The sequence below is a fragment of the Clostridium sp. 10cd* genome (assembly GCF_044336395.1).
GTDB classification, from domain to species: domain Bacteria; phylum Bacillota_I; class Bacilli_A; order Erysipelotrichales; family Erysipelotrichaceae; genus Clostridium_AQ; species Clostridium_AQ innocuum.
Genome location: NZ_CP172347.1, coordinates 2712195 through 2724886, shown reverse-complemented (window position 1 = coordinate 2724886; position 12692 = coordinate 2712195). Strand labels below are relative to the sequence as shown.

Sequence of the window (12692 nt, the reverse complement as noted above, 5' to 3'; positions counted from 1 at the left end):
TGTAAAATCTCCATAAAAATAGTAAAATATGCTTATTGTAAGGAGGATTACATATGGATTTTTTAAGCTCTGTGTTATTTACCCTTGTAGGATTGGCAATTGGGGGATTCCTCGGTTTCTATTTCACAAAAAAGAAATTCGAGAAAGAACTTAGAGAAAACCCGCCTATCAACGAGAAAATGATTCGTGCGATGTTTTTACAAATGGGAAGAAAACCATCTGAGGCTCAGATTAAACAGATAATGAAGTCAGTGAACGCAAACAGATAATACACGGTGATGACCGTGTTTTATTTTATCTTGTTTCTTGTATTCTGATTTTGAAGAATCTTTCTGTTTCCTGACGATTTTATAACGAATCTGTAAGTTAGCTTCACAGGGAAATAAGTATGCTATAATGAGTATGGTGATAAAGTGAAGATTATAAGAAAACTGTTCCTGATTTTGCTGCTGATCGTTTTGATTGCTCTCACACTGTTTGTAGGACTTGGCTTTGTGAATTATGTCAAGGCTACCAATGAGGTCAGCATCAGTGAAAAGGTAGAGGAAATTAAACATAAAAAGTCCTATGTAACGTATGATGAAATCAGCGAAGAGCTGCTGCAGGCAACGGTTGCAATCGAGGACCGGCGCTTTTATGAGCATCATGGGGTGGAATACCGTTCCATGGCCAGAGCACTGTACCAGAATGTACTGGCGGGGCAGATTCGCGGAGGAGGGAGCACCATCACGCAGCAGCTGGCAAAAAATATGTATTACACCTATCAGCCGTCCTATCTGCGCAAGGTCAGTGAGATTTTTACCGCATACGATCTTGAAAGGGAACTGAGCAAAAAAGAAATATTGGAGCTGTATGTCAACGTGATCAATTACGGAGATAATTATATCGGAATCAAGGCGGCAAGTGAGGGATATTTTCATAAGGAGCCAAAGGATCTGACGCTGGATGAGGCAACGCTTTTGGCAGGTCTTCCACAATCTCCCGCAAATTATCAGCTGAGTAATCATGAATCCGCAGCCAGAAATCGGCAGATTCAGGTACTGAATGCAATGATTCGTGAAAATATGATCGATGAGCAGCAGAAGGCGGCAGTCATGAAGCAGGTGGAAAAGTAAGCGCTATTCCTGAATCAGTAAGCACGCATTGTCTGCATAAGGCATAGCAGCAGGTATAAAAAAACCTTCAACACAATCGATGAATAAGGATATATCTTTCATTGATTGTTGCGATGGTTTTCTTTTTTTTAGGAATGATTTGCAAAAAAAAGCTGGCGGGTATATATATGAAGCTTGAAACAGCAGACAATGACTGTGCCATCGCATAAGCCGGTGTGTACAATGCGGATCAATTGAAAATGGAATCGGAATTCTCATAAATAAAAAAACAGATACGATGTATCTGTTGTCTGGTTTACTGGTGCCCGAGGCCGGACTCGAACCGGCATGGTATTGCTACCGACGGATTTTGAGTCCGTTGCGTCTACCAGTTTCACCACTCGGGCGATTGCTTTGTTATTATAGCGTATTTATTTAGGAATTGCAATCCTTTTTTTATGAAAAACATAGGATAATGGTGAGCTCCTGCAGATAATGTAAGAATTGCTGTGACTGAAATAAAATGAAAAAATCTTTGCTTTTTACCATGGATTTTACATTTTTTTCAAACTGTGTTATACTTATAACTACACATGGTGAAAAAGGATGGGGACGCAGAAATCGCCTTTCATCTTACGTCGCCGGTACGCTGTCGACAGACAGTTTTTTCTATTTGGAAAAGAGAGGAGGAATATAGATGTTGGAATTTCAGCATGTTTCCAAAACTTTTAAAAATCAGGAGGTTCTTCATGATATCAATATGGAGATTCACGACGGTGAATTTGTTGTACTTATCGGCCCCAGCGGCTGCGGGAAGACAACGTCCCTGAAAATGATCAATCGTTTGATCGCTCCCTCGAAAGGTCAGATACTTTTGAATGGCAGTGATATTCGAAATGAGGATGTGATTCGTCTGCGAAGAAATATGGGATATGTCATCCAGCAGACAGGCTTGTTTCCGCATATGAATATAGAGGATAATATGGAGGTGATTGCAAAGCTGGAGCATGTGGAGCAGGCACAGCGCAGGGCAAGGACCAGGGAGCTGATGGAAATGGTCGGACTGGACTATGCCGAATTTTCCCAACGCTATCCGCAGGAGCTCAGCGGCGGTCAGCAGCAAAGAGTCGGTGTGGCCAGAGCTTTTGCTCTTGATCCGGATATCATCCTGATGGATGAGCCGTTTTCCGCACTGGACCCGATTACGCGATCATCACTGCAGGATCAGCTTTTACAGATTCAGGAAAACGTGAGAAAAACGATCGTATTCGTAACACATGATATGGATGAGGCAATTAAAATTGCAGATCGTATCTGCATTATGCATGATGGAAATATCGTGCAATTCGATACACCGGAGGAAATTCTAAAGTATCCGGTTAACGAATTTGTCAGCAGCTTTGTCGGTAAAAACCGCATCTGGGATTCGCCGGAGCTGATTCGTGCCAGTGATATCATGATTAAGCGTGTCATTACAACCTATCCGGGTGTTTCTCTGGTACGTGCCTATGAATACATGCGTTACAACAAGGTGGATACGCTGATGGTGGTTGATCACAGCCAGATGCTGCAGGGAATGATCACGGCCAAAATGATTCGCAGACAGCCGCGGGACAATCACCTGCTGGTGCGTGATATTATGGTCAATCCTGCATACTGTGCTCAGGAGGATGATAACCTTGTGGATGTTATGCAGCAGACAAGACAGCATGACTTTTACAATGTTCCTGTATTGGATGAGCAGGGAAAGCTGCGTGGACTGATTACCAGAAGCTCTCTGGTGACAACCTTCTCCAAGCAGTTTGATCTGGAAGAAGGTGAACAGGCATGAGTGAATTTCTCGAATATGTACAATCCATCCAGGGACAGATTTTATCGTTGAGCTGGGAGCATGTGGAGCTTACGCTGTTTTCTGTGATTCTTGCCATTGCGATTGGTGTTCCTCTTGGGATTTTGATTTCCTATCTTAAAAAGCTGACAAAGCCGGTTCTGGGAATTGCCAATATCGTTCAGGCCATACCGAGCCTTGCCCTGCTTGGGTTTGCAATCCCGTTCCTTGGAATCGGCTCCAAGCCCGCCATCTTTATGGTTATTCTGTATTCACTGCTGCCAATTATTAAAAATACGTATACCGGTATTCAAAGCATACCGGATCAGACACTGGAGGCGGCTAAGGGTATCGGTATGACAAGAGCGCAGATTCTTATAAAGGTACAAATCCCCATGGCATTGCCAATTATTATGGCAGGTGTACGGATTTCTGCTGTTACAGCTGTCGGACTGATGACGATTGCGGCCTTTATCGGAGCAGGAGGTCTTGGCTACCTTGTATATTCCGGTATCCGAACATCCAACAATATGCAGATTCTGGCCGGTGCAGTTCCTGCCTGTATTCTGGCGCTGGTTATTGATTCCTTTATGGGAATCCTGGAGCGTGTGGTTGTTCCGGAAGGACTGACGATTGGAAATTCACAGACCAATCGACCTGTACGCAAATCAACAAAACTTATTGTATCACTGCTGTGTCTTTGCCTGCTGATGGCTTCTGTTGGGGGCAGACTTATGAAGGGCGTGAGTAAGGACGCTTTGCATATCGGGAGCTCCGATATGAGTGAACAGCTGATTCTCGGTAACATGTATGCCGATATGATAGAAGCGAAAACGGACTACAAGGTTCAAAGAGATCTTTCTCTTGGCGGGGTACAGATATGCTTCAGCGCACTGCAAAACGGTCAGATTGACATGTATGTTGATTATACCGGAACATTATATGGCGATATTTTAAAAATGAAATCAAACAGCAATGCAGATGAGGTGTATCGCATTGCGAAAGATAAAATCAAAGAACAATATAATCTTACACTGCTGGATCAGACGCCGTTTAACGATACCTATACCTTTACTGTGCGCAAGGATACAGCAGAGAAATACAATTTAAAGACAGTCAGTGATCTGGAAAAGGTATCCGATCGTCTTACCATCACACCAACCCTGGCATTCAATAATCGTAAAGAGGCGCTGCCAGGCATCAAAAGCAAATATCCGAACATGAACTTTCAGGATAATATTGCAATGGATGGAGCGACACGCTATGTAGCTCTGGCCAATAAAGAAAGTGATGTGATTGATGCATATTCCACGGACGGACTGATCGACTATTATGATCTGGTCGTGCTGGAGGATGATAAACAGTATTTTCTTCCATACTATGGGGTACCTATGGTAAGCGAGCATCTGCTTACGGAGTATCCGGATGCAGTTGGGGTGATCAATGAGCTTAGCAAGCATCTGAGCAGCGAAGGGATGCGAAAGCTGAATTATGAGGTGGATGTAAAAAAACGTGAGCCGGCAGAGGTTGCACACGAATTTCTGGTACAGGAGGGGCTGCTGGAAAAATAAGCGTACAGTGCATAGAAAAAGTTACCTCCTGTATCAGTACGCTTACCTGCGTAAAACTGTGATCTGCTTATAAAAAGAATGGGACTCTTATTCTGTTGGATGATATCCAATGGAAGCGGAGGCCCTTTTGTTATTCCGGGATAGAACAGCAAAATTAGGAAAATGACCTGACTATCCGTTATAGACATTCAATGCCCTTTAGAATAGGATCGAAATATTTCATATCTTTTTCCATTTCTCCAGCATTTCGCTGTGCGGTCGCAGATATTGCATAATTGTTTTGTTTCACACTTTATTCTTTGGCTGTTATAAACCTCTATCCGTTTCCAGGATGGTGCTGTCGGGGTTTGCTTTTAACTTTCTAAGTAAATATCACAACACCTGCCTATGTCTTTCCGGCAGTATCCTGCAATATGCAAAATCGGCGTATCGTCTAATAGGAAATAAATATATCATACAGGCAATTACCGTCCCGTTAAATAAAAGCTGTCTTAAAAGAAGCAGCTTGCATTCAAGAGGTCCGCATTTGGATTATGCGCTGCTTTTAACTCAACATATTTTCTGTTGAAAGGCGCTAGGGATTGTTTCTGCTTATGGAATACGGGAAGGGATTGCTGCAAAGCAAACTTTTCCAGCCGCTTCGCCAGTGGTTCCTTTCATTTATGAATTTTCTTTCTTCGCATTGATAAGGTAGTGGGCTATATCAGCTGTAAAGAATCAATACAGCATGCCTTTGGCAATGCATATTCTATATTGCTGCTTGCAAGTTCGTGAAAACATGATATACTATAATCGTTTACAAGTAAACTAATGGAGGTGATGACATGCTCAAACATACCAATCTGGAAACACTTGTAAAGCGTTGTGCGGCTTTTCGTAAGGTTTATGCCAGAATAAGTGCGCCTGAGCTGAAGCATTACCAGCTCTCTCCCAGCGAAGTGGATATTCTGATTTTCCTATCCAACAATCGTACAATCAATACGGCAAAGGAGCTGAGTGCATTTCTTGGTATATCCAAGGGGCTGGTTGCCAGAGGGATTGAATCCCTGTTGCTAAAGGGATATGTATACATAGAAACAGACAATAGTGACCGGCGTATACAGCACCTGTTTCTGACAGAAGCGGCACAGGAGGTCATTCAGGTGCTTTTGAAAAAACGCAGTGAGGTGGAAGCTCACATTCTGAAGGGGATCCCACAGGAGCATATAAATATCGTCCTACAGACCTTTGATCGCATCAATGCGAATATCGAAAATATTATAGAAACAAATGAACACACATTGGAGGAATGATGAATGAAGATGTCAAAAGAAGTGGATTTGGGAAAGGAACGCATTGGCAGATTATTTTTTATGCTGGCAGTACCGGCTATTTTATCACAGCTGGTTAACGCTCTGTACAATATGGTAGACCGTATGTACATCGGTCATATACCGGAAGTGGGTGCAACGGCCCTGACAGGTGTCGGAATCAGCTTTCCTATTATCATGATTATATCCGCCTTTGCGGCACTTGTCGCAATGGGGGGAGCACCACGTGCTTCTATTCTGATGGGGCAGCAGGATATCAAGGGTGCGGAGAAGATTCTCGGAAACTGCTGCTGTGCTCTGATCATCACCGCTCTGGTGCTTACCATAGCTGTCATCGGTTTTCATACACCACTGCTTTATATGTTTGGAGCAAGTGAGAATACGATCGGCTATGCACAGTCCTATATGATCATATATGCTGCCGGCACGATTTTCGTCCAGCTTACGCTTGGGATGAACGCCTTTATATCCGCGCAGGGCTTCAGCAGAATCAGTATGCTGACCGTTGTAATCGGAGCTATCACCAATATCATTTTGGATCCGATACTGATTTTTGTTTTCGATATGGGAGTGCAGGGTGCTGCGCTCGCCACGGTTATATCGCAGGGTATTTCTTCCGTTTGGGTCATGCGCTTTCTGATGGGAAAGCAGACGATATTGAAGCTGCGCATGAGCAATTTCCGTATAAAAGCAAAGGTGCTGTTACCCTCACTTGCCTTAGGTGTTGCACCCTTCATAATGCAATCAACGGAAAGTATTCTCGTATTGTGCTTTAACTCTTCCCTCTTGAAGTATGGGGGAGACCTTGCAGTCGGTGCTATGACGATACTATCGAGTGTTATGCAGTTTGCCATGCTACCACTATCCGGCTTTACCCAGGGAGCACAGCCGATTATCAGCTATAACTATGGCGCAAACAATGCCTATCGTGTGAAAAAGGCCTTTCGTCTGTTGCTGATCAGCTGTCTGACCTACTCTGCTATACTCTGGCTGCTTGCCATGGTGGTGCCAAATATGTTTGCGGCGATATTTACCAGTGATCCCGCTCTAACAGAAATTACCGTGTGGGCTTTGCGTATTTATATGGGAGGTTGCCTGCTGTTTGGAGCACAGATTGCCTGTCAGCAAACCTTTATTGCCCTTGGCAACGCAAAAACCTCAGCATTTCTTGCGATGTTTCGTAAAATTATCGTTTTGATCCCGCTGATTTATATCCTTCCGATGTTTATAGAGGATAAGGTTATGGCAGTATTTCTGGCAGAGCCGATCGCGGATATACTGGCCGTTCTGACTACGGTAACGATGTTCGTGCTCTTCTTCAAAAAACTGCTTCGTAACATGGATGAAGAACATGTGGAAGAAGCAAAGCAGCAAACACAACTGGAGGAAAAGGAAGCATAAACCGTTAGAGGGAATGAATGCCAAAGAGCTTTCCTGCAATTCTGATATATAGAAGGGCTTCTTATAGGATATTAAGCAATCGTATAGGAGCCCTTTTATTATGTCATCAAAAGAAGGAAAGGGAACTGTGAAAATCTACTACAATATTGGGGAAGAAGCTGATTTTACCATAGGTATTGCCTTGTGTATGGTATACTTCTATATATAGAATACGAATATAGTTAAAACATAGAGGAAAGAGAGATACTATGAGGGTAAAAGATTTCTTTAAAAAATTATGGAAGTAAGATGAAGAGCAGACAGTGCAGAGACAGGATACAGTGGAACGAATCGGCAAAGATATAGAATTTTACCGTTGTGATACTGCTGCATGTGATGAAGTGGTATTTCGGATGAAGCAGGTAAGGAACGCTTGTGTGAATGAACAGTAGACTGGATCTTACGAAACCGTGATCTTATTCCACTGGATCCGCCATCCTATAGGCGATGGGGAAGGTTTGTACGGTATATGATAATCAGCTGTCGTATGCGGCGTATCCAAGGCGTTGTGACACAGTTTGCTGATTTATGACAAAAAAGTCAAAAAAATAAAAAAAGCTGTTGACACACAGGGATATGTGTTGTATTATATACGAGCGCTGATGAGAAACAAGGGCGCACGAAATAGAAATTTCGGTCTTTGAAAACTGAACAGGAAACGTCAATTATTTGAGAAAACAATATTCTCGGTATAACGATAACAAAAATGAAATTCAAACGCAAGTCATGCGTTAGAGCTAAATCAAATGGAGAGTTTGATCCTGGCTCAGGATGAACGCTGGCGGCATGCCTAATACATGCAAGTCGAACGAAGTTTCGAGGAAGCTTGCTTCCAAAGAGACTTAGTGGCGAACGGGTGAGTAACACGTAGGTAACCTGCCCATGTGTCCGGGATAACTGCTGGAAACGGTAGCTAAAACCGGATAGGTATACAGAGCGCATGCTCAGTATATTAAAGCGCCCATCAAGGCGTGAACATGGATGGACCTGCGGCGCATTAGCTAGTTGGTGAGGTAACGGCCCACCAAGGCGATGATGCGTAGCCGGCCTGAGAGGGTAAACGGCCACATTGGGACTGAGACACGGCCCAAACTCCTACGGGAGGCAGCAGTAGGGAATTTTCGTCAATGGGGGAAACCCTGAACGAGCAATGCCGCGTGAGTGAAGAAGGTCTTCGGATCGTAAAGCTCTGTTGTAAGTGAAGAACGGCTCATAGAGGAAATGCTATGGGAGTGACGGTAGCTTACCAGAAAGCCACGGCTAACTACGTGCCAGCAGCCGCGGTAATACGTAGGTGGCAAGCGTTATCCGGAATCATTGGGCGTAAAGGGTGCGTAGGTGGCGTACTAAGTCTGTAGTAAAAGGCAATGGCTCAACCATTGTAAGCTATGGAAACTGGTATGCTGGAGTGCAGAAGAGGGCGATGGAATTCCATGTGTAGCGGTAAAATGCGTAGATATATGGAGGAACACCAGTGGCGAAGGCGGTCGCCTGGTCTGTAACTGACACTGAGGCACGAAAGCGTGGGGAGCAAATAGGATTAGATACCCTAGTAGTCCACGCCGTAAACGATGAGAACTAAGTGTTGGAGGAATTCAGTGCTGCAGTTAACGCAATAAGTTCTCCGCCTGGGGAGTATGCACGCAAGTGTGAAACTCAAAGGAATTGACGGGGGCCCGCACAAGCGGTGGAGTATGTGGTTTAATTCGAAGCAACGCGAAGAACCTTACCAGGCCTTGACATAGATGCAAAGGCTCTAGAGATAGAGAGATAATTATGGATCACACAGGTGGTGCATGGTTGTCGTCAGCTCGTGTCGTGAGATGTTGGGTTAAGTCCCGCAACGAGCGCAACCCTTGTCGCATGTTACCAGCATCAAGTTGGGGACTCATGCGAGACTGCCGGTGACAAACCGGAGGAAGGTGGGGATGACGTCAAATCATCATGCCCCTTATGGCCTGGGCTACACACGTACTACAATGGCGACCACAAAGAGCAGCGACACAGTGATGTGAAGCGAATCTCATAAAGGTCGTCTCAGTTCGGATTGAAGTCTGCAACTCGACTTCATGAAGTCGGAATCGCTAGTAATCGCAGATCAGCATGCTGCGGTGAATACGTTCTCGGGCCTTGTACACACCGCCCGTCAAACCATGGGAGTCAGTAATACCCGAAGCCGGTGGCATAACCGTAAGGAGTGAGCCGTCGAAGGTAGGACCGATGACTGGGGTTAAGTCGTAACAAGGTATCCCTACGGGAACGTGGGGATGGATCACCTCCTTTCTAAGGAGAAAGTACAAAAGAAGTAAAGAGTTATCGAACATTTCCTGTTCAGTTTTGGAAGACTGATCTTCCAAACGAAAAGAAGTCGATCTTTGAAAACTGAATAACAGAAGACATATGAAGGTCTATAACGAAAGTTGTAAACAACATAGATATTCACGAGTAGATAGTTAAACAAAAACAGAAACTCAAGCAAAAACCTAAGCAAAGAAATGAACGCTTTAAAACTTAATCGTGATTAAGTGAATAAGGGCGTACGGTGGATGCCTAGGCACTTGGAACTGAAGAAGGACGCAACAAACGGCGAAACGCGACGGGGAGTGGTACGTACACAAAGATCCGTCGATATCCGAATGGGGAAACCCGGCAGCAGTAATGAGCTGTCACCCATGAGTGAATACATAGCTCATGAGGGAGGTACCCGGAGAACTGAAACATCTAAGTATCCGGAGGAAAAGAAAATAAGAATGATTCCGTAAGTAGCGGCGAGCGAACGCGGAGGAGCCCAAACCAGATCTTGATCTGGGGTTGTAGGACCACGAAATGGCAAGAGCATGGCTAAGAGAACGGCATTGAAAGGCCGACCGGAGAGGGTGCAAGTCCCGTAACTGAAAGTCTAGCGAAGCCTAGTGGTATCCTGAGTACGGCGAGACACGAGAAATCTTGTCGGAAGCAGGCGGGACCATCCGTCAAGGCTAAATATACCCAAGTGACCGATAGTGAACCAGTACCGTGAGGGAAAGGTGAAAAGAACCGCGGGAGCGGAGTGAAATAGAACCTGAAACCGTATGCTTACAAGAAGTCAGAGCCCGTTAAAGGGTGATGGCGTGCCTTTTGTAGAATGAACCGGCGAGTTACGTTATCGTGCGAGGTTAAGTAGAAGATACGGAGCCGAAGCGAAAGCGAGTCTTAATAGGGCGACAGTACGATGATGTAGACCCGAAACCGTGTGATCTAGCCATGACCAGGTTGAAGTTCAGGTGAAACTGAATGGAGGACCGAACCGACCCCCGTTGAAAAGTTGGCGGATGAGTTGTGGCTAGGGGAGAAATTCCAATCGAACACGGATATAGCTGGTTCTCCCCGAAATAGCTTTAGGGCTAGCGTCGAGGTAGAGTCGCATGGAGGTAGAGCACTGAATGTACGATGGCCCCATCCCGGGGTACTGAGTATAATCAAACTCCGAATGCCATGAAGACGTACTCGGCAGTCAGACTGTGGGTGATAAGGTCCATGGTCAAAAGGGAAACAGCCCAGACCGCCAGTTAAGGTCCCAAAATGTATGCTAAGTGGAAAAGGATGTGGGGATGCACAGACAACTAGGAGGTTGGCTCAGAAGCAGCCATCCTTCAAAGAGTGCGTAACAGCTCACTAGTCGAGTGACCCTGCGCCGAAAATGTACCGGGGCTAAGCATACTACCGAAGCTGCGGATTCAACTTTAGAGTTGAGTGGTAGGGGAGCGTTGCATGCACGTAGAAGCCGTACCGTAAGGAGCGGTGGAGAGCATGGAAGAGAGAATGCCGGTGTGAGTAGCGAGATGTAGGTGAGAATCCTACACACCGATAGCCCAAGGATTCCAGGGGAAGGTTCGTCCGCCCTGGGTAAGTCGGGACCTAACGCGAGGCCGAAAGGCGTAGTGGATGGAAAACAGGCAGATATTCCTGTACCCGCGATGGAAATGAAGGAATGACGGAGAAGGCTAGTGTGAGCCACTTAATGGATTGTGGTCGAAGCATATAGCAGGCTGACAGTGAAATGCGTCAGCGGGATGTAAGATGTGACAGGTAAGGGAACGCCTCCGGGCAAGTACTGAAGCACATGATGCCAGCTTCCAAGAAAAGTTTCTAGTATTGATTCCATAGCGGCCCGTACCAAAACCGACACAGGTGGGCAAGGAGAGAATCCTGAGGTGAGCGAGAGAACTGTTGCCAAGGAACTCGGCAAAATGACTCCGTAAGTTAGCGATAAGGAGTGCTCTTGTAAAAGAGAGCCGCAGTGAAGAGGCCCAAGCGACTGTTTAACTAAAACACAGCTCTCTGCAAAGTCGCAAGACGAAGTATAGGGGGTGACGCCTGCCCGGTGCTGGAAGGTTAAGAGGATTTGTCATCCGCAAGGAGAAGCAATGAATTGAAGCCCCAGTGAACGGCGGCCGTAACTATAACGGTCCTAAGGTAGCGAAATTCCTTGTCAGGTAAGTTCTGACCCGCACGAAAGGCGTAACGATTTGGGCGCTGTCTCGGCAGCAGACTCGGTGAAATCTTAGTACCTGTGAAAATGCAGGTTACCCGCAACTAGACGGAAAGACCCCATGGAGCTTTACTGTAGCCTGATATTGAATTTTGATCAAAGATGTACAGGATAGGTGGGAGGCGAAGAGACGTGTACGCCAGTATACGAGGAGCCGCTGTTGGGATACCACTCTTGTTTGATTGAAGTTCTAACCTGCACCCATGAACTGGGTGAGGGACCGTGTCAGGTGGGCAGTTTGACTGGGGCGGTCGCCTCCTAAAGAGTAACGGAGGCGCCCAAAGGTACGCTCAGATTGGATGGAAATCAATCGACGAGTGCAAATGCAGAAGCGTGCTTGACTGTGAGACAAACAAGTCGAACAGGGACGAAAGTCGGGATTAGTGATCCGGCGGTGCCGAATGGAAGGGCCGTCGCTCAACGGATAAAAGCTACCCTGGGGATAACAGGCTGATCTCGCCCAAGAGTTCACATCGACGGCGAGGTTTGGCACCTCGATGTCGGCTCATCGCATCCTGGAGCTGAATTCGGTTCCAAGGGTTGGGCTGTCCGCCCATTAAAGCGGTACGCGAGCTGGGTTCAGAACGTCGTGAGACAGTTCGGTCCCTATCTGTTGTGGGCGTTGGAGATCTGAGGAGAGCTGTCCTTAGTACGAGAGGACCGGGATGGACCTACCGCTGGTGCACCAGTTGTTCCGCCAGGAGCATAGCTGGGTAGCTAAGTAGGGAAGGGATAAGCGCTGAAAGCATCTAAGCGCGAAGCCTACTCCAAGATGAGATCTCCCATTCGTATAACGAAGTAAGACCCCTTGAAGACGACGAGGTGGATAGGTCAGAGATGGAAGTGTAGCGATACATGGAGTTGACTGATACTAATAGGTCGAGGACTTAATCACACGTACCAGGTGGTACAAAAAGA

Annotated in this window: 6 protein-coding genes, 1 tRNA gene and 2 rRNA genes; 8 read left to right on the top strand and 1 reads right to left on the bottom strand. The window is 45.9% G+C overall.

Features of this window, described 5'->3' with window-relative positions; genetic code table 11:
• Window positions 1-53 precede the first annotated feature (53 nt).
• Together ACG3M1_RS13515 and ACG3M1_RS13510 are read left to right on the top strand one after the other, a co-directional pair.
• On the top strand, window positions 54-269 hold the full coding sequence (locus ACG3M1_RS13515; RefSeq protein ID WP_002611396.1) for a YneF family protein: 216 nt from the start codon (window positions 54-56) through the stop codon (window positions 267-269).
• A 144-nt stretch (window positions 270-413) separates the two neighbouring features.
• Entirely contained in the window at window positions 414-1115 is a 702-nt protein-coding gene (locus tag ACG3M1_RS13510) for a biosynthetic peptidoglycan transglycosylase (protein ID WP_002611394.1), read from the top strand.
• 299 nt (window positions 1116-1414) lie between these two features.
• Here ACG3M1_RS13510 and ACG3M1_RS13505 read toward each other — a convergent pair.
• Window positions 1415-1501: transfer RNA gene (locus ACG3M1_RS13505), tRNA-Leu, on the bottom strand.
• Between the two features lie 290 nt (window positions 1502-1791).
• Between ACG3M1_RS13505 and ACG3M1_RS13500 the strand changes: the two genes are divergently transcribed.
• The 6 genes from ACG3M1_RS13500 to ACG3M1_RS13475 all read left to right on the top strand — a co-directional run bounded on the left by ACG3M1_RS13500 (window position 1792) and on the right by ACG3M1_RS13475 (window position 12669).
• Complete coding sequence (locus ACG3M1_RS13500) at window positions 1792-2925, top strand: ABC transporter ATP-binding protein (RefSeq protein ID WP_022300146.1); 1134 nt, start codon at window positions 1792-1794, stop codon at window positions 2923-2925.
• On the top strand, window positions 2922-4493 hold the full coding sequence (locus tag ACG3M1_RS13495; protein WP_008817100.1) for a glycine betaine ABC transporter substrate-binding protein: 1572 nt from the start codon (window positions 2922-2924) through the stop codon (window positions 4491-4493). Before ACG3M1_RS13500 ends, ACG3M1_RS13495 begins: the two co-directional genes overlap by 4 nt.
• A gap of 824 nt (window positions 4494-5317) precedes the next feature.
• Window positions 5318-5785, top strand: a complete 468-nt coding sequence (locus ACG3M1_RS13490) for a MarR family winged helix-turn-helix transcriptional regulator (RefSeq protein ID WP_002611390.1) — start codon at window positions 5318-5320, stop codon at window positions 5783-5785.
• A gap of 3 nt (window positions 5786-5788) precedes the next feature.
• Entirely contained in the window at window positions 5789-7204 is a 1416-nt protein-coding gene (locus tag ACG3M1_RS13485) for an MATE family efflux transporter (protein ID WP_009270954.1), read from the top strand.
• A 782-nt stretch (window positions 7205-7986) separates the two neighbouring features.
• A 16S ribosomal RNA gene (locus tag ACG3M1_RS13480) occupies window positions 7987-9526 on the top strand.
• Between the two features lie 236 nt (window positions 9527-9762).
• A 23S ribosomal RNA gene (locus ACG3M1_RS13475) occupies window positions 9763-12669 on the top strand.
• Together the 16S and 23S rRNA genes form the textbook arrangement of a ribosomal RNA operon.
• Window positions 12670-12692 lie beyond the last annotated feature (23 nt).

What these genes read in the sequence shown, in the direction of transcription:
- ACG3M1_RS13515 (WP_002611396.1), top strand. Translation starts at nt 54, where the DNA reads ATGGATTTTTTAAGCTCTGTGTTATTTACCCTTGTAGGATTGGCAATT.
- ACG3M1_RS13500 (WP_022300146.1), top strand. Translation starts at nt 1,792, where the DNA reads ATGTTGGAATTTCAGCATGTTTCCAAAACTTTTAAAAATCAGGAGGTT.
- ACG3M1_RS13495 (WP_008817100.1), top strand. Translation starts at nt 2,922, where the DNA reads ATGAGTGAATTTCTCGAATATGTACAATCCATCCAGGGACAGATTTTA.
- ACG3M1_RS13490 (WP_002611390.1), top strand. Translation starts at nt 5,318, where the DNA reads ATGCTCAAACATACCAATCTGGAAACACTTGTAAAGCGTTGTGCGGCT.
- ACG3M1_RS13485 (WP_009270954.1), top strand. Translation starts at nt 5,789, where the DNA reads ATGAAGATGTCAAAAGAAGTGGATTTGGGAAAGGAACGCATTGGCAGA.